The organism is Methylopila musalis (genome assembly GCF_042679725.1).
Classification (GTDB): domain Bacteria; phylum Pseudomonadota; class Alphaproteobacteria; order Rhizobiales; family Methylopilaceae; genus Methylopila; species Methylopila musalis.
Genome location: NZ_JBHTMX010000049.1, coordinates 1 through 17,838, shown reverse-complemented (window position 1 = coordinate 17,838; position 17,838 = coordinate 1). Strand labels below are relative to the sequence as shown.

The window sequence follows — 17,838 nt, the reverse complement described above, 5'->3', positions numbered from 1 at the left end:
CGTGAGGCGCGTGACGACGCCGTCGGCGTCCGCGCCGAAGGCCCGCTCCACCGCCGCGAGCTGGCGGGCGAGCGCGTCGTTCACGTCGCCGCCGCGGGCGGTGATCTCCTCGCCCAGCGTGCGGGTGGTGACGGCGAGCGCCTCCGCCAGCTTTTCGCCGCGCTGGACGATGGACTGGCCGATGTCGCCGCCGGAGCGCTGGAGCTGCTCGCGCACGTCCGCGACGCGGGCGTCGAGGGTCGCGCCGAACTCGGCGATGATGGCGCCGAGCGTGTCCTTGGCCGCGCTCGCGCCGTCGTCGAGGCGCAGGGCCACGAGGCTGGCGGCGTCGGTGAGCATGCGCTCGGCCTTCTCCACCTCGCCCGCGAGGCGGTCCGCGATGCCGGAGCCGGCGTCGTCGAGGCGCGCGCCCAGCGTGACGATGCGGCGGTCGAGCTCCGATCCCAGCCGTTCGCCGGCCGCGTCGAGCGCGGTCTCCGCCGCGCCGGTGCGCTCGGCGATGGTCTCCGCAAGCCGGGTCTCGGCCTGCTCCAGGCGGTCGCGCAGCTGGCCGCCGCTCAGCACCACGGCCTCGGGCCTGCGGCCGGCCGCGTCCGTCACGGCCGAGGTCAGCTCGCCGCCGCGATCCGCCAGCACGCCGGCGACCGAGGCGGTGACGCCGCCGATGCGGGTCTCGAAGGCGGAGAGCTTCGTCTCCACGTCGCCGGACAGGCGGTTCGCCACCGCGTCGAGACGGGTTTCGGTGGCGCTGGCGCTGTCCTCGAACCTGGCGCTGAGCGCCGCGCCGGCTTCCGCCAGCCGCTGCTCCAGATTCGCGCCCTGAACCACGACGATGTCGTGCAGACGACCGGAGGTTTCGCCCAGCGTGTCCACGAGCGCGCCGCCGCGCTCGGCGATGATGTCGCCGACCGAGCCGCCGGCGTCCGCCAGCTGGCCCTCGAAGGCGCGCAGGCGCAGGTCGATCTGCGACGACAGCCGCTCCACCACGCCGTCGAGCAGGCCGGCCACTTCCGTGGCGCGGGCTTCGAGGCTGGCGTCCAGCGCCTTGCCGGAGGTCGCGAACCGGCGCTGCAGATCGGCGCCGCGCACGGCCACCGTCTGGTGCAGCCGCTCCGCGGCGTCGGCGATGTTGGCGGCGAGGGCGCCGCCCTGGTCGGACAGCGTCTCGGCGACGGAGGCGCGCACGCCCGACAGGCGCGTCTCGAAGGCGGCGAGCTTCTGCTCCACGCCGGCCGAGATGCGGTCGGCGGAGGCGTCGAACGCCGCTTCGGCGGCCTTGGCGCGCTCGTCGATGGTGTCGCCGAGGCGCACGCCGGCGCCCGACAGACGGGTCTCCAGATCGCCGCCGCGGGCGACGACCGCCTCGTGAATGCGCTCGGCCACGTCGCCGAGCTGGGTCACGAGCGCGCCGCCGCGCTCGGCGATGATGTCGCCGATCGCGACGGAGGCCGCCTCCAGCGTCTCGCGGGCCGCGACCGACCGCGCCTCGATCGCTCCGACGATGCGCTCGCCCGCCGCCTCGAAGTCGCGCTCCACGTCGCCGCTGCGCACCACGATCGCGTCGTGGACGCGGTCGCTGGCGGCCACGATCCGGGTAGAGATCTCGTCGCCGTGGCTTTCGAGCAGGCTCGCCAGACGCTCGCCGTCCTCGGCGAAGCGGCGCTCCAGATCGACGCCATGGACGGTGACCGCCTCGTGCATGCGGGCGGCGGAGTCGGAGATGCGCTCGGCGATGTCGCCGACGCGCAGGGCGACCGTCTCAACCAGCTGGGCGTTGGTGTCGTCGAGGCGGGCGGCGACGCTGTCCTGCTGCTGGGCGAGACGCTCGAGCAGGTCGTCGCCGGCGGCGCGCACGCCGTCGGTCATCTCGGAGGCGCGGGCCGCGAGGCTGCGGTCCACGTCGGCGCCGACGCGGCGCAGCGTCTCGCCGGTCTCGTCGGCGCGCTCGGTCACCGTGCGGATCACGTCGTCGGCGCGCGACAGCACGTCGGTGGTCACGCGCTCGCCCGCGTCGCGCAGGGCGTCGGTCGCCTCCGTTCCGCGCCGGGCGAGGTCGTCCACGACCCGCGAGGACAGCTCGGACAGGCGGCCGGCGATGGCCTGCGCCTTGTCGTCGAGCGAGGTGGTGATGGCGTCGCCGGTGGCCTGAAGCGCGGACAGCGTCTCGCCGGACCGGCCGGAGATCCGCTCCAGCGTCTCCTTCGTGCGCTCGTCGAAGGCGCGTTCGAAATCGGTGGTCGCGCTTCCAAGCGCGCCGAGCACGTCGTCCGCGCGCTGGCCGAAGGTCTGGGCGACGGTCGCGCCCGAGGCCTCCAGACGGGTGACGATGTCCGTCGACCGCTTGTCGACCGCCTCCAGCGTCGCCGCGCCGGAGCGCTCGATCTCGGCCGCGACCGCGTCGCCGCGGGTTTCGAGCGCGCTCGACACCTGCTCGCTGACGCGCGCCAGCCGCTCGTCCAGCTCCACGCCCGAGGCGGCGAGGCGATCGACCACGAGGATGGCGCGCTCGTCGAGCGTGCGGAACAGCAGGTCGCCGGCCTCGCTCAGCGTCACGCGGGCGGCGTCGCTCTTGTCCGCGAGTTCGGCGGCGAAGCGGCCGGCGCCGTCCTCGATGGAGCGGGCGATGGTCGCGCCGGCGGCGGTGAGCTGGCCCACCAGATCCTCGCCCCGGGCGCCGACCGCGGTGAGCACGCTTTCGCCGGCCTGATTGATGGAGGAGGTGATCTCGAAGCCGCGGGCGTCGAGCTGCTCGGACAGGCGCGAGCCGGTCTCGGCGATGTTCGCGGCCAGCAGCGCGGAGGCGGCGGTCAGGTCGCGGTCGAGCGACTGGTGGGCGTCGGCGATCGCGCCGCGCAGGCGTTCGGCGTTGCCCTCAATGGCGTCGCGCTGGCTCTGCAGCTCGCCGATCAGGGCGCGGATGCGCACCTCGTTGTCGTGGAACGCGCGCTCCAGCGACGTGACCTCGCCGCGCACCAGCGACTCGAGATCGCCGGCGCGGCTGACGGCGCGCTCCACGCCGTCGCCCATGGCCGCGACCTCGCGGCGCACCGCCTGGCCGAGCGAGGTGACGGCTTCGGTCGAGATGCTTTCCGGTTCGGTGAGGCGAAGCGCCACCTCCGTCATGGAGCGGGCGACGATGCGCATCTCCTGCGCGCGCCACGACAGCGCGGCCATCATGAAGAAGAAGGCGATGGGCGCGAGCACGCCGACCGCGAGCGCCGCGAGATGGGCCTGCGTGCCCGGCGCCGCGAGATCGACCGCGCCCGAGCCGAGGCCGACCACCTGCACCGCATAGGCGGCGCCGAGCGCGGCCCAGACGAAGGAGGCGGCGGAGGCGAGCAGGAAGGGCGTGCCCGAGGGCTTGCGCTGCAGCGCATAGACGATGTGGGCGAAGGAGCGGCCATCATCGTTGGCGGCCGGCGCACGGCGCGCGGCGCGGTCCGGCCGACGTTCGGGCGTGGCGGAGGAGGGCGGGGGCGGCGTCTCGGGGGCCGCCGGGAGGGGCGCCTGGGGCGCGGCCTCGGGAGCCTTCGGCGTCTCGACCGTCGCCTTGGCGTCGGGAGCGACCAGATTGAGCGCCTGTTCGATGGCGGAAAGGGCCGCTTCGGCAGGGTCCTTGGCTGATTGCGGATTCGCCATCGTCTCTAGCCTCGCGTCCGTACACTCATACACATCGGTCGCTTTGGTCCGGTCCCGCCAACACACGGCGGAGCCCGGATTTGGGCGGCGCGGCCAAACAAAAGCCGCTGCGTCGGTGGCCACCGGCGCGTCGGAACCCCGGCCGCGATCAGGCGATCGCAGACGCGGTTTTCGACGCTTCAGATGCTACCGGTCCTCAGGCGACTAGAGAACAGTGGAATCCGACGATTGGCAAACGTCGTTAACGCCTTGTTCACCATATAGAGACTCTAGGAGGTTTGGGGCCTCAGGCTTCGCGGACGCAGGGCCTGTCCTGCCGGGCCGCCTCCGCGCCATGGGATGTCGGGCGCGCCCGATCCATGACGATGGTGCGGCGATCGCCCGGCGCGGTGGCGGCCACCACGCGGTTGCGGCCGGAGGTCTTGGCGGCGTAGAGCGCGATGTCGGCGCGCTGGAGCGCGGCGCCGATGTCCTCGTCCTCGCCGCGCGCCACCACGCCGAAGCTGCAGGTGGCGGCGAGATCCCTGTGGATGTCCGCAAACGACAGCGCGGCGATGCGCGCCCGCAGGTCCTCGCAGAGGTCGATCGCGTCCGCGAGGCGCCGCTCCGGAACGACCAGCGCGAACTCCTCGCCGCCTAGCCGGCCCGCCACGTCGCCTTGCCGCGCGGCCTCACGGGCCACCGCCGCGATCACGCGGTCGCCGGCCGCGTGGCCGAAGCTGTCGTTGATCTGCTTGAAGCGGTCGATGTCGAACATGGTGAGGCAGCAGGCCTGCCCCGGCGTCTGTTCGGCGGCCTCGAAGAAGGCGCGGCGGTTCAGCAGCCCCGTGAGGCCGTCGACGGTGGCGAGGCGCAGCAGCTCCCGTTGGGCGGCGGTGGCGCGGGCGGCGACACGGAGCCGCGCCAGAAACTCCTCCGGCTCCGGGGGCTTGCTCATGAAATCGTCGGCGCCGGCGTCGAGCGCCTCGGCGATGCGGCGGCTTTCGGAGGACGACGACATCACGATCACGTGCAACGCCCGGCGGGCGCCGACGAAGTCACGGGCGAGGCGGCACAGGTCGAGCCCGCTCAGGCCGTGAGGCTCCAGCCCCGTCACCAGAACCTCCACCTCCGCGTCCGCCTGCACATGGGCGAGCGCCTCCGTGGCGTCGGTGAAGGCGACGACGTCGTAGCCGGTCTCGGCCAGATAGCCCGAGGTGACTTTGAGGATGAGCCGGCTGGGGTCAACGAGGACGATCTTCATGCCACCGCCGTTCCAACATCAAGAGGTCGCGCGGCGGACGAGGCCGCCGCGCCCACGTCTTCACGCGCCCGAACACCGGCGCGCCCGTCTCGGGTCGAGCGCTCCGCGCGTGTCCCGCGGCCCGCCCCGGCGACGCGCAGAACGTTCGCCCCGAAAGGCGGTCGCGCCTTCCACCTAAGGTAGAGTGATCCGACGTCGTGTACAGCGCGTAAAGGAAAAAGCGCGCGAGCGCATCATGCCTCTGGGCGCGAGAGCGCCGCTGTGCAGGCGTCAGTCGTCTGGAAGCGCGGCGATCAGCCCTGCCGTTCGGGCGTCGTCACCCGCAGGCCGTCGAGCGCGGGCGAGATCTTGATCTGGCAGGAGAGGCGGCTGTTGGGCCGGACGTCGTAGGCGAAGTCCAGCATGTCCTCTTCCATCGGAGCGGGCCCTCCGACCGCCTCGCGCCACGCCTCGTCCACATAGACATGGCAGGTGGCGCAGGCGCAGGCGCCGCCGCAATCGGCGTCGATGCCCGGAACGTCGTTGATGACGGCGACTTCCATCACCGTCTGGCCGTCCTTGCCGTCCACGACCCGTTCTTCGCCGGACGAGTCGATGAAGGTGATGCTGGCCATGGCGCGCCCGTCCCTCCTCGCGGGGAGCGGCGCCCGCCGTCAGCGGTCCGCTCCCGTTTCGGACGGGCTCTTAGAACGTTTCGCGAAAGCGCGCCAGCGCCCACGCCCCGCAGCGGGGGAGTGCGGACATGGACGATGTGGCGCGCGTGCGAACGATCAGCGGTCGAAGCCGAAGCGCAGCTCGATGGCGGAGGCGCATTCCGCGATCGCCTCGGCGACCTCGGCCAGCGCCTTGCCCGTGGGCTCGCCGGCGTTGGCGGCGCGCTCGAGCTCCTCGGCCGCGAAGGCGACGCGGTTGGCGCCCACGCCCCGGGCCGAGCCCTTCAGGGTGTGCGCCACTTCGGCGCGCTCGACCGGGTTGGTCAGCGCCTCGAAGCGGAAGAGGAGGATGCGGGCCTGCCGGCGGAAAAGCTCCAGCACCTCGCGCTCGAGGGTGCGGTCGCCAAGGGTCTGGCGGGCGAGATGGGCGACGTCGATCGCCTCAGCGAGCGAGGCGCCCGCGCGTTGTTCATACTGTTCCATGATGCTCACGATGACTTCACTCCACTTCCGCGAGATACGCCGCGGAACGGCCCTTCGTTACTGATGGCCGTCCATGACCAAACTTGGGCAGGACGGTGAAAAACGACGTTCACCAAAGCTTCTTCGACGGCGTGGCATTTGGGCCACGATCCTGAGGATGCATCGGCCGCGTTGAACTCGATCCGAACGGGCCGTTCATCCGCCGTTCACCGCGTCTCCCACGAGAGAAAGCCCGAGAGGGTTTCCGAGCGGTGAACGAACAGGGTTGAGAAAGTCTGATCCACATCCCACTTCCCCGCTCGCCGCCCCGGCGCGGCGGCACAACGTCCTGCAAGGAGCGAAATGCGACGCCTGATTCTCTTCCGTCACGCCAAATCCGACTGGACCGGCGAGACCGCGACCGACCATGAGCGCGGCCTGGCGCCGCGGGGACGACGGGTCGCGGGGCCCATGGGCGCCTGGCTCGCGGGGCGCGGCTTCCGGCCGGATCTGGTGCTGTGCTCGACGGCGATCCGCACCACGCGCACCTGGAGCCTCGCCCGCGCCGCCTTCACGCCTGCGCCCGCCGCCACCTTCCTGGACGAGATCTACGAGGCGTCGGACGACACGCTGCTGGAGGTCGTGCGCCGCACGCCCGCGGAGGTGCAGACGCTGATGATCGTGGGCCACAATCCGGGCCTCTCCGACCTGACCGAGCGCCTCGCCGGCTCCGGCGATCCGGAGGCGCGCCGCGCCATCGCGGCCAAGTTCCCGACGGGCGCTATCGCCGTGCTCGACGCGCCGTTCGACGGCTGGGCGGAGCTCGCGCCCGGCTCGGCCCGGCTCGACCGTTTCGTGACGCCGAAGATGCTCGGCCTCGGCGAGGAATGATGTTCGAAAGCCTTGCGCATGAGGCGCGGATCGCCGCGCGCAGCCTGCTGGACGCCGCATCGGGCACGCTCGATCCCACCATCCGGCTCGGCGTCACCGGCCTGTCGCGCGCGGGCAAGACCGTGTTCCTCACCGCGCTGGTGCAGGCCCTGACCAAGGGCGGCCGGCTGCCGGCCTTCCGCGCCTATGCGGAGGGCCGCATCGCCTCGGCCGCGCTCGCGCCCCAGCCCGACGACACGGTGCCGCGCTTCGAGGTGGAGAGCCATCTCGCCGCGCTCACCGGGCCCGACCGCCGCTGGCCGGAGGGCACCCGCCGCATCTCAGAACTGCGGGTGGTGGTGGATTTCGAGAGCCGCTCGGGCTTTCTCAGCCGCCAGAAGCCCGGCCGCCGGCTGACGCTCGATATCGTCGACTATCCCGGCGAGTGGCTGCTCGATCTGGCGCTGCTGTCGCAGGATTTCCGCACCTGGTCGCGCAAGACGCTGGCCGCCTCCGAAGGGCGCACCCGCGCGCCGCTCGCCGCGGCCTGGCGCGCCCATCTCGCCTCGCTCGATCCGTCCGCGCCCGCCGACGAAACCGACGCCCGCGTCTCCGCCGACCTGTTCCGCGCCTATCTGATCGCCGGGCGCTCGGAGCGGGTGGCGCTGTCCACCCTGCCGCCGGGGCGGTTCCTGATGCCGGGCGACCTCGACGGCAGCCCCGCGCTCACCTTCGCGCCGCTCGACGTGCCGGCGGAGGGCGCGCCGCCTGCGGGCTCGCTCTGGGCCATGATGGAGCGGCGCTACGAGAGCTATCTCGCCCATGTGGTGAAGCCGTTCTTCCGGGACCATTTCGCGCGGCTCGACCGGCAGGTGGTGCTGGTGGACGCGCTCGCCGCGCTGAACGCCGGCCCCGAGGCGGTGGCGGATCTCGAAACCGCGCTGACCGACGTGCTGGGCGCCTTCCGGCACGGCCGCAACTCGTGGCTCACCAGCCTGTTCCGCCCCAAGGTGGACCGGCTGCTGTTCGCCGCCACCAAGGCCGATCACCTGCACCACACCAGCCACGACCGGCTGGAGGCCATCCTGCGCCGGCTGGTGGGACGCGCCATCGAGCGCGCCGAGTTCGACGGCGCCGCCGTGGACGTGGTGGCGCTGGCGGCGGTGCGCGCCACCCGCGAGGCCATGGCCCGGCAGGGGCGGGACGAGCTTCCTGTCATCGTCGGCGTGCCCGAAAAGGGCGAGCGCTCCAACGGCCAGACCTTCGACGGGGAGGAGGAGATCGCCGTGTTCCCCGGCGACCTGCCGGCCGACCCGGAGGTCGCGCTGCGCGCCGACGGCTATCGCGGTCGCGCCCAGAGCGAAGACGGCGGCGACCTGCGCTTCATCAAGTTCCGGCCGCCCCGGCTGGCGCCGGAGCGCGGCGTGGTCCATCTGCCCCACATCCGCCTCGACCGGACGATCGAATTCCTGATCGGCGACGCGCTGATCTGAGGACCGTTGCGCATGACCGATGATTCCGCCCACACCCCGCGCCGCCCGGCGGCGTTCCGCCTCAACGATCCGTCCGTCGTCATGGCCGCGCCGGACGAGACGGTGGCGACCGCCCGCGGCGGCGTGGTGCTGACCTCGCAGCCCGACGCGTTCGAGGCGGGCGAACCGGCGACGGTCGCGCCCGCGCCCCGGCCGAAGCGCAGCCTGCCGTCGCTCGGCGCGCTGTTCTGGGGCGCGCTCGGCGCGCTCGGCAGTTTGGCGCTCGGGCTGTGGGCCACGCGGGTGGTGGAGGACCTGTTCGCCCGCTCCGATCTGCTCGGCTGGTTCGCCCTCGGACTCGCCGTTCTGGCGACGGCCGCCGGCGTCGCCATCATCGCGCGGGAGGGGGCTGCGCTGATGCGGCTCGGCCGGATCGAGGTCCTGCGCGCCGCGGGCGGCGCCGCCCATGTGAGCGACGACGCCAGCGCCGCGCGCAAGGTGGTGGACGAGGTGGTCGCGCTTTACGCCGGCCGGCCGGAGACCGCGCGCGCGCGCGCCGCCATCGCCGCCCATCGCGACGAGATCGTCGACGGCTCCGACCGCCTGCGCATCGCCGAGCGGGAGCTGATGACCGCGCTCGACGCCGAGGCCACCCGCGCCATCGCGGGCGCGGCCAAGCGGGTGTCGGTGGTGACGGCGGTCTCGCCCCGCGCGCTGATCGACGTGGGCGTGGTGCTGATCGAGTCTGTGCGCCTGATCCGCCGGGTCGGCGCGATCTATGGCGGCCGTCCGGGCGCGCTGGGCTTCCTCAAGCTCGCCAAGCACGTGGGCGCGCATCTCGGCGTCACCGGCGGCATGGGCGTCGGCGACGGGCTGCTGGAGCAGGTGGTCGGCCACGGCCTCGCCGCGCGCCTGTCCGCGCGGCTCGGCGAGGGCGTGCTGAACGGCCTGCTCACCGCCCGCGTGGGTCTCGCCGCCATGGCGGTCTGCCGCCCGCTGCCCTTCATCGAACGCGCCCCGCCGACCGTCCGCTCGGTCGCCGGCAACCTGTTCGACACCGCCTCGCCGAAGGCCTGACGCACGGCTCGCAGGCGCGTCGGCGCAGGGGAACGCGACCGCGCTGATCCGGCCTGTTCGCGCCGCCTCTCAGTCCGTCATGCCCGAGCTTGTCTCGGGCATCCACGACTGGACACGCGCAAGCCTTCGTGGAGGGGAAAGTCGTGGATACCGCGCGTGCCGCGCGGGCATGACGGGGGTGGCGGGACGTGCGCCGGCGATCAACGGACCGATCCTCAGAGAGCGCGCGAACCGTTTCGCCTATCCACCTGTCCGTGCGTCGGTTTCACGCCTCGCCTGCGCCGCCTCTCCCGTACGGACGCGAGCGCCGTCCCCGACCCTGGTTGCAACCAAAGTTCGGCGGTGACGCCGGCGTTCGCCCTTGTGGCTCTTTTTGGTATGGTCCATCCTGACGGGTAACGTCAGGGGGAAGTCATGGCCGAGGTGGGCAAGTCGGGGGATGCGTCGATCGACGGTGTCCTGTGGGGGTATCGCGTCGACGGCACGAACATCACTTACGGTTTCCCGGACGCCGTCGCCGACTACGCCAGCTACAAAGCCATCGACGGCTTTCAGGCGTTCAACGCCGCCCAGCAGACCGCCGTCCATTACATCATGAACCAAGTGGCCTCGGTGTCGGGGCTTACTGTCCAGTTCGTTGAGGACGGCGGCTCCGCCGACTTCCGCTTCGGCATGGCGACCAGCATCAATTACGGCGGCATGGACGATCGGGCGCACCGGCCCGGAGGCTCCAACGATTCGGCCGAAGCGAACCCGCCGGACCCGTCCCGCTACAACGGCTATCAGCAGGGCGATTCCTGGTACAACACCAGCAACTACAACGCCCCGACCATCGGCAGCTTCGGTTTCGCCGCCGGCATAGCCCATGAAGTCGGCCACAACTTCGGCCTGAAGCACGGCCACGCCGAACTGAAAAGCCACGGCGTGACCTTCCCGGAGCTGCCTGCGGGCGAGAACGGGCAGGAATGGTCGATCATGACCTACCGGGCCAGCCCGCTGACCGGCGACGTCAGATCGACCTATGAATTGCCGCAGTCGCTGATGATGAACGACATCGCGACGCTGCAATACATGTACGGCGCGGACTACGGAACCAACAGCGGAAACACCACTTACAGTTTCAGCGCCACCACCGGCGAGATGTTCGTCGACGGCGTGGGGCAGGGCGCGCCGAACACCAACGCCATCTTCCGCACCATCTGGGATGGCGGCGGCGTCGACACGTATGACTTCTCGAATTACACGACCGGGACAGTGGTCGACCTCGGCGCCGGGCGATGGTCCACGCCGGCCGACGGTCAGCGCGCCTATCTCGGCCAGTACAAGGACGCGTCGGGGACCACGGTCAATTACTTCGCCCAGGGCAGCATCGCCAACGCGAAGCTCTTCAACAACGACACGCGCTCGCTGATCGAAAACGCGACCGGCGGCTCCGGCGCCGACCGGATCACCGGCAATCAGGTCGCGAACCGGCTGGTGGGCAACGGAGGCTTCGACATCCTGTACGGCCTCGGCGGCGACGACCAGCTGGACGGCGGCGACGCGGGCGACTGGCTCTTCGGCGGGGATGGGAACGACACGCTGGTGGGCGGCGCCGGCGGCGACACTCTGTACGGCGAGAGTGGAAACGACGTCCTCAGGGGCGGCGAGGGCGGCGATTCCATGTATGGCGGCGTCGGCGACGACACCTATTACATCGACGGAAGCGACTTCATTTCCGAGAACCTCGGCGCGGGCTACGACACCGTCGTGTCCAGTGTGAACTGGACGCTCGCCGCGAATTTCGAAGTGCTGCGGCTGTCGGGCCTCGCGTTTCGCGGCTCGGCGGGAGCGGGCTCACAGTCGCTCTACGGCAATTTCCTCGCCAACCGGCTCGATGGCGGCGAGGGCGCCGACTACATGGCCGGCGGCGCGGGCGGCGACACCTATGTGGTCGACAACGTCTATGACGTCGTCAGCGAGGGAGAGGACCAGGGCGTCGACACCGTCGAGGCCTATGTGGACTACGTGCTCAGCGCCCATGTGGAGAATCTGAAGCTGATGGGCGGCGCGCGGGCGGGCTTCGGCAACACGCTCGCCAACACCCTCACCGGCTCCACCGGCGCCGATCTCCTGAACGGGGGCGGCGGTTACGACACGCTGATCGGCGGCGCAGGCGACGACACCTACGAGCTGTTCAGCCAGTCCGGGCGGCCGACCGCCGCCGGCTTCTTCATCATGAGCTACGACGCGGTGCAGGAGGATGTGAACGGCGGCTACGACACCGTCCATGTCCAGCGCACCAGCGACATGTTCGGAACCGGCTACACGCTCAGCGCCAATGTGGAGGCGGGCGTGGTGGTGGGCGAGGGCGACTTCGCGCTCTCCGGCAACGAGCTGTCGAACCGGCTCACCGGCAACGTCGCGGCCAACACCCTGTCCGGCCAGGCCGGCGCGGACCGGCTGGACGGCGGCTTGGGCGTGGACGATCTGATCGGCGGCGCGGGCGACGACACCTACATCCTCGCGGACTACAACCTCGTCTCCACCCGCATCGGGCAGTTCACCTACCGCTTCTGGCGCTACGATAGCGTGACCGAAGACGTGGACGGCGGGACCGACACGGTGCGCATTCGCGCCGCCGGCTCGCAGCTCAGCGGCTACACCCTCGGCGCCAATGTGGAAAACGGCGTGATCGAGGGCGCGGACGACTTCAACCTCACCGGCAACGCGCTGGCGAACCAGCTCACCGGCAACGCTGCGAGCAACACGCTGATCGGCGGCGAGGGCGACGACCTGCTGAACGGCGGCCTCGGCGTGGACACGCTGCAGGGCGGGCTTGGCGACGACGTCTATGTGCTCTCCGACTACCGCACCTTTCTTTTCAACGGCTTCACGAGCGTTTCCCACGACAGCGTGTCCGAAGAGGCGGACGCGGGCGTGGACACGGTGCGCGTGGCCCTGCCGAACGCGGCCGGCTACACGCTGCGGGCCAATTTCGAGAACGGGGAGCTGACGGGCGCCGGCAGCGGTAACCTCGCCGGCAACGCGCTCGACAACCGGCTGACGGGCAACGTCGCCGCCAACACGCTGAGCGGCGGCGACGGCGCGGACTGGCTGTTCGGCGGCCTCGGGCTGGACACGCTGATCGGCGGCGCCGGCGACGACGTCTACGTGCTGGCGGACACGACCCTGATCCCCGGCCCGAAGGGGCGGCCCATCGCCGTGTTCGACACCGTGGACGAGACGAGCCGGGGCTCCGGCGGAACCGACACGGTGGTGATCGGCTCGCCCGTCAAAGGCTCTCCAAACGCCATCGCAGCGACCTCCTATGTCCTTGGCTCGGAAATCGAAAACGGCCAGATCGGGCTGTCGACGGCGTTCGACCTGACCGGCAACGCGCTGGCGAACCGGCTGACGGGCGGAAGCGGCGCCAACGTACTCGACGGCGGCGCCGGGGCGGACACTCTCATCGGCGGACGCGGGAACGATAGTTATGTGGTCGACGACGCCGACGACGTGGTGGTGGAGGCCGCGGGCCAGGGCGCGGACACCGTCCGCGCCTCCGTCAACCACACGCTGGCGGCGAATGTGGAGGCGCTGGTCCTGCTGGGCGCCGCCGTCAATGGAAGCGGCAACGCGCTTGCCAACACCCTCACCGGCAACGCGCTGGCGAACCGCCTCGACGGCAAGGCCGGCGCGGACACGCTTATCGGCGGCGCCGGGAACGATTCCTACGTGGTGGACGACGCCGGCGATGTGATCGTGGAAGCCGCCGGCGGCGGCGTCGATCGCGTGGAGGCCTGGGCTGACGTGACGCTGTCGGCGAACGTCGAGAACCTGCGGATGATGGGGACCGCAGCGCTCAAGGCCGTGGGCAACGAGGCCAAGAACATCATTGTCGGCAACGAGGCCGGCAACGTGCTCGACGGCGGCGGCGGCGCGGACGACCTGCGCGGCTTCGGCGGCAACGACACCTACGTGATCGATCACATCGGCGACCGCGTCACGGAGGCCGCCGGCGGCGGCGTCGACCGCGTGGAGGCCTGGGCCGACGTGACGCTGTCGGCGAACGTCGAGAACCTGCGGATGATGGGGACCGCGGCGCTCAAGGCCGTGGGCAACGAGGCCAAGAACATCATTATTGGCAATGAGGCCGGCAACGTGCTTGACGGCGGAGGCGGCGCGGACGACCTGCGTGGCTTCGGCGGCAACGACAGATACGTCGTCGATCATGCGCAAGATCGGGTGACCGAGGCCGCTGACGGCGGCCTGGACGTCGTGGACAGTTCCGTGTCCTACACGTTGTCGGCCCATGTGGAGACGCTGCGGCTGCGCGGGCCATCTTCGATCAACGGCACCGGCGAGGCGGGCGCGAACACGCTGCTCGGCAACAACGCGGCCAATGTGCTGGACGGCAAGGGCGGCGCGGACCTCCTGACCGGAGGTCGCGGGCAGGACATCTTCGTCTTCTCCACCGCGCTCGGCGCCTCGAATGTCGACCGGATCACGGATTTCACCGCTTCCGACGACACGATCCAGCTCGACGACGCGGTGTTCACCGGGCTGTCGCTCGGCGCGCTCGCCGCAAGCGCTTTCACGCGCGGAACGGCTGCGGCCGACGCGCTCGACCGCATCATCTTTGATGCCCAGTCAGGCGCGCTGTTCTTCGACGAGGACGGCGCCGGCGGCGCGGACCAGATCCGTTTCGCCACGCTCGGGACGGGCGTCGCGCTGACGCACGCCGATTTCCTGGTGGTCTGACAAAGGCGACGCTGTTCGGGATATCTGGCGATTGCGGCTCCGGACAGGGCGCCGCAACCGGTCTAAGGCGTCGCTGAGGCTCTGTCCTCAAGACATGTGCCGGACGGCCTGAGGTTCGGGCCCGCCCGCGCGCCATCTCCGTCATGGGGCGGCGGGGCGTCAAGACGCCATGGCGCGGCAGTGCCGATCTCAGCCGGCGCCGTCGTCGTTCTCGCTGGACAGGCGCTCGACCGGGACCGCGCGCGGCTCCGCGCCGAGGCCGCCTTCCGCGCGCGCATGTTCCCGCAGCACGTCGTTGATGCGATCCTGCCAGCCGCGGCCGCCGTTCTGGAAGTGCTCGAGCGTCGCCACGTCGATGCGCAGCGTCACCTGCTCGCGGGCGCCCGGCGCGGCGGCGGGAGCGGGCGGAGGCGGCGCGGCCGGGCGAGGGCTGCGGAACACCGCTTCGGCCGCGGCGCGGGGGTCGGGGGGGCGACGGGCCATGGGAAAGCTCCTTCGGTTGGGCGGCGCCATGCGCGACGCGTCGCCGGTCGTCTCGATGCGCGCAACCTGGAACGATTGGCGTCTGCGCACGACATCGTGTGAGCGCCAGTCCTCAGGCGTGCGAGAATGCAAAATCACGCCGGCGCCGCTCGCTCTAGGCGGGAGCCGCCACATAAAACTACTCTCACGCGACGTTCAAATCGCTGGAGGATTTCATGAACACCGCAGCTCTCACCGCTTGGGCGCCCCGCGTCCTCAGTCTTCTTCGCATCATGGCCGCGCTGCTGTTCATCCAGCACGGCACGGTGAAGCTGCTGAACTTCCCCGTGGCCTATGGAGGCGAGCTGGCGCCGCTGTCGCTCACGGCGGGCGTGCTGGAGCTGTTCGGCGGCGCCCTGCTGGCGATCGGCCTGTTCTCGCGGCCCGTGGCCTTCATCCTGTCGGGCATGATGGCGGTGGCCTATTTCATCGCTCACGCGGGATCGAGCTTCTACCCGATCGTGAACAAGGGCGAGCTCGCGATTCTGTTCTCCTTCGTGTTCCTCTACATCTTCTTCGCGGGCCCCGGCCCCTGGAGCGTGGACGCCGCGCGCCGGTCGTCGGCGGCCTGACCGCCTGCGAATGCAAAAAAGGGCGCGACCTCCGTCGCGCCCTTTTTTGTTCTTCAAGCCGGTCGATATCGCGCCTCAGCCGGCGACGGCCCGCTTCAGGCGCGCAAGGCGCTTGCGCACGCCGGCCATGGTGAAGCGATAGGCCTGCCGAAACGACGACTTCAGCACCGGCATGGGGCTGTTCGGATGACCAGCGATGCGGCCGCCCGCGTCGCGCCAGGCGCGAAAGCCACCGCGCAGCACAAGGGCTTTCAGGCCAAGCGCCCGCGCCTTGCGGGCCGCGGCCAGAGGGGCGGTCTTCGGTCCGCCATAGAACACCAGCGTCTGGCCGGGCTCGAACAGCCGGTTGTGAAGCGGGCTCGCCGGATCGACGATCGCGGCGAACTCGCCGGGCGGGCAATGCAGCGACTCGCTGATCCAGCCGGTGCGATCCAAGACCTCCCAATCGCGCAGATCGATGAACTTCGCCTCGCCGCGCCGGTTCATGGCGATGGCGTCGCGGGCTTCGACCACCAGCGGCGGGGCGCGCCGGGGCGCGACCGTCTTGCGGCGGCGTCCGAGAGAACGGACGGCGGACGACAGGCCGGTTGATGAGGGCGCGTTGGCGAGCGCAGTTGAGACCATGCGCGTTTTCCTCGCGAAGCAGCGTTTCTTATGCGTGAGGATAACCGACGCCGCTGCCTGATGTTCCATTCGACTTAAGGATTTTGTCCTTTCGGCGACACCGGCACGTTGTCAATAAGGCGCACGCGAGCGATGCGCGCGGCGACCAGAAGGCGCGCAGGACGTCCGTCCTGAGGCTGTCCGAGCGTGGCCGCGTCGCGGTGCGCCACATAGTCGATGACGAAGCCGGCGGCCGTGATCTCGCCCCGCGCCTCCTCGAGCGCCGCGTCGGCGTCCTCGCCGGCCGCGATCCGCGCCGCGGCGCGCTCAAGCGCGCGGTGCAGCGCCGGGGCGCGCTGGCGATCCTCCGGGGAGAGGTAGACGTTGCGGGACGACATGGCGAGGCCGTCGTCCTCCCGCAGCGTCGCGCCGGAGAGGATCTCGACCGGCAAATGGAGATCACGGACCAGCCGCCGGATCACGGCGAGCTGCTGGAAATCTTTCTCGCCGAACACGGCGACGTCCGGCCCGACCTGGATCAGCAGCTTGGAGACGACGGTCGCGACGCCCGCGAAGAAGTGCGGCCGGGCGTCACTCTCGAGCCCGGCGGAGGGGCCGCCCACGGTGACGACGGTGCCGGCCCCGTCCGGATACATCTCCTGCGGCGTCGGCGCGAACACCAGATCGGTCCGCACGGTCGCGAGCTTGGCGAGATCGCCGTCGAGATCGCGGGGATAGGTGGCGAGGTCCTCGGTCGGCGCGAACTGGGTCGGGTTCACGAAAATCGAGACCACAACCCGGTCGGCGGCCTTGCTCGCCTGCTCCACCAGCGACAGATGGCCCGGATGCAGCGCCCCCATGGTGGGCACGAGCGCGACGCGCTCGCCGGCCGCGCGCCAGGACGCGATCCGGGCGCGCAGGTCGACGACGGTGGCGGCGACGGCTGGGGCGGGCATGGGCGGCTCCGATCTGGCGGAGCGAACCTCCGCTTTCGCGGCAGCGGCTTATCAGGATAGGAACGCGGACGCCACGGCGCGCCCGCGGCGGCCGGAGACCGCGCGTGTGATGATTTGGTTGGTGTTGGGCGCCATGGCGCTGGCGGGGGCGATCGCCCTTGGGCGGATCCTGGTCAAGGCCCGCCCGTCGGAGGCGGCGAAGGCGCTGCGCTGGGCGGCGTGGGCGGCCTGGGCGCTCGGGCTCGTCATGACGCTCACCGGCAAGGTGACGCCGGGCATGTTGCTGATGGGGCTCGGAGCGCTCGGCATGGGCGCCGGGGCGGCCACGCGCCGGGCAGGCTCAGCGCGGTTCCCAGGTGACGGTCGCGGCACGGCGTCCGGTCGGGGTCCAGACGTCGAGACGGATGGCGACCCGCGGCGCGGCCAAGGGGGCGGCGGACGGGGCGTCCGCGGCTCGGCCGTAATGACGGAGCAGGAGGCGTATCAGATCCTTGGCCTGCAGCCGGGCGCCACGGCGGAAGAGATCGTCCGTGCGCATCGGGCGCTGATGAAGAAAGTCCATCCCGACCAGGGGGGGACGGCGGCGCTCGCGGCGCGCGTCAACGCCGCCAGAGACCTGCTCACGCGGACGAGCCATCGCTGACCTCCCGCCCCGCCGTCAGTTCTTGATCGCGAAGCAGCTCATGGCGCTGCGCTTGAGCGCCTTGCAGGCTGCGTCGGCGGTCTTCTCGTTCAGGCCGGCGAAGCGCGCGCGGTAGAACGTGGTGTCGCCCTTGGCGTAGACCTCGGTGAACGCTTCCGCCGAGGCGAGCGCGCGTCCGGCCTTGGACTTGGCGTCGGAGAGCAGGGCCTTGGCCTTGTCGGCCTCGGTGGTGGCGCCGATCTGGATCTGCCAGCCCCGGCGGGTGTTCTGCGGCTCGGTCGCCGGGGCGACCTTGGGCGCGCCCTCGATGTCGGCCCGGCTGGCGCCGGAGCGCGGCGTGCGGATCGGCGCCGGGGCGGCGTCTGGCTCGGCGTAGGCCAGCG

14 protein-coding genes are annotated in these 17,838 nt (G+C 71.2%); 6 read left to right on the top strand and 8 right to left on the bottom strand.

Annotated features, from left to right (window positions below; translation table 11 throughout):
• From ACFQ4O_RS07905 to ACFQ4O_RS07890, 4 genes are all read right to left on the bottom strand, one after another.
• Nucleotides 1–3,639 (bottom strand): apolipoprotein A-IV repeat region-like domain-containing protein (locus ACFQ4O_RS07905; RefSeq protein ID WP_378775156.1); only part of this gene is annotated, 3,639 nt, incomplete at its 3' end.
• 286 nt (nucleotides 3,640–3,925) lie between these two features.
• Nucleotides 3,926–4,882, bottom strand: coding sequence for a GGDEF domain-containing response regulator (locus ACFQ4O_RS07900; RefSeq protein ID WP_378775155.1), 957 nt, complete (start codon nucleotides 4,880–4,882; stop codon nucleotides 3,926–3,928).
• Between the two features lie 293 nt (nucleotides 4,883–5,175).
• On the bottom strand, nucleotides 5,176–5,496 hold the full coding sequence (locus tag ACFQ4O_RS07895) for a 2Fe-2S iron-sulfur cluster-binding protein (protein ID WP_378775154.1): 321 nt from the start codon (nucleotides 5,494–5,496) through the stop codon (nucleotides 5,176–5,178).
• A gap of 156 nt (nucleotides 5,497–5,652) precedes the next feature.
• The gene (locus ACFQ4O_RS07890; protein ID WP_271204066.1) at nucleotides 5,653–6,018 is read right to left on the bottom strand and encodes an Hpt domain-containing protein; all 366 of its coding nucleotides are present in this window, start codon (nucleotides 6,016–6,018) and stop codon (nucleotides 5,653–5,655) included.
• A gap of 342 nt (nucleotides 6,019–6,360) precedes the next feature.
• Here ACFQ4O_RS07890 and ACFQ4O_RS07885 point away from each other — a divergent pair, with 342 nt between their 5' ends.
• The 4 genes from ACFQ4O_RS07885 to ACFQ4O_RS07870 all read left to right on the top strand — a co-directional run bounded on the left by ACFQ4O_RS07885 (nucleotide 6,361) and on the right by ACFQ4O_RS07870 (nucleotide 14,159).
• Nucleotides 6,361–6,888, top strand: coding sequence for a SixA phosphatase family protein (locus ACFQ4O_RS07885; protein ID WP_378775153.1), 528 nt, complete (start codon nucleotides 6,361–6,363; stop codon nucleotides 6,886–6,888).
• On the top strand, nucleotides 6,885–8,360 hold the full coding sequence (locus tag ACFQ4O_RS07880; protein WP_378775152.1) for a YcjX family GTP-binding protein: 1,476 nt from the start codon (nucleotides 6,885–6,887) through the stop codon (nucleotides 8,358–8,360). The genes ACFQ4O_RS07885 and ACFQ4O_RS07880 overlap by 4 nt, the downstream gene beginning before the upstream one ends.
• A gap of 12 nt (nucleotides 8,361–8,372) precedes the next feature.
• Nucleotides 8,373–9,416 (top strand): YcjF family protein, encoded by a 1,044-nt coding sequence (locus tag ACFQ4O_RS07875; protein WP_378775151.1) that lies wholly within the window; start codon nucleotides 8,373–8,375, stop codon nucleotides 9,414–9,416.
• Nucleotides 9,417–9,830: 414 nt separating this feature from the next.
• A complete protein-coding gene (locus ACFQ4O_RS07870; protein ID WP_378775150.1) occupies nucleotides 9,831–14,159 on the top strand; it encodes a M10 family metallopeptidase C-terminal domain-containing protein in 4,329 nt (1,442 codons plus the stop codon).
• A gap of 189 nt (nucleotides 14,160–14,348) precedes the next feature.
• On the opposite strand, the gene ACFQ4O_RS07865 is transcribed toward ACFQ4O_RS07870, so the two are convergent.
• Nucleotides 14,349–14,642: a BrnA antitoxin family protein gene (locus ACFQ4O_RS07865; RefSeq protein ID WP_378775149.1), complete on the bottom strand. Its 294-nt coding sequence runs from the start codon at nucleotides 14,640–14,642 to the stop codon at nucleotides 14,349–14,351.
• A 215-nt stretch (nucleotides 14,643–14,857) separates the two neighbouring features.
• On the opposite strand from ACFQ4O_RS07865, the gene ACFQ4O_RS07860 reads away from it, so the two are divergent.
• Complete coding sequence (locus ACFQ4O_RS07860) at nucleotides 14,858–15,253, top strand: DoxX family protein (RefSeq protein WP_378775148.1); 396 nt, start codon at nucleotides 14,858–14,860, stop codon at nucleotides 15,251–15,253.
• A gap of 75 nt (nucleotides 15,254–15,328) precedes the next feature.
• Here the strand turns inward: ACFQ4O_RS07860 and ACFQ4O_RS07855 are convergent, their stop codons facing one another.
• Together ACFQ4O_RS07855 and panC are read right to left on the bottom strand one after the other, a co-directional pair.
• A complete protein-coding gene (locus tag ACFQ4O_RS07855) occupies nucleotides 15,329–15,877 on the bottom strand; it encodes a rhodanese-like domain-containing protein (protein WP_378775147.1) in 549 nt (182 codons plus the stop codon).
• Nucleotides 15,878–15,951: 74 nt separating this feature from the next.
• Complete coding sequence (panC, locus tag ACFQ4O_RS07850) at nucleotides 15,952–16,812, bottom strand: pantoate--beta-alanine ligase (protein WP_378775146.1); 861 nt, start codon at nucleotides 16,810–16,812, stop codon at nucleotides 15,952–15,954.
• On the opposite strand from panC, the gene ACFQ4O_RS07845 reads away from it, so the two are divergent.
• Nucleotides 16,811–17,455, top strand: coding sequence for a J domain-containing protein (locus ACFQ4O_RS07845; protein ID WP_378775145.1), 645 nt, complete (start codon nucleotides 16,811–16,813; stop codon nucleotides 17,453–17,455). The two genes, panC and ACFQ4O_RS07845, sit on opposite strands and share 2 nt — an antisense overlap.
• A gap of 15 nt (nucleotides 17,456–17,470) precedes the next feature.
• Here the strand turns inward: ACFQ4O_RS07845 and ACFQ4O_RS07840 are convergent.
• The coding region (locus ACFQ4O_RS07840) for an SPOR domain-containing protein (protein ID WP_378775144.1) at nucleotides 17,471–17,838 on the bottom strand (368 nt) is incomplete at its 5' end.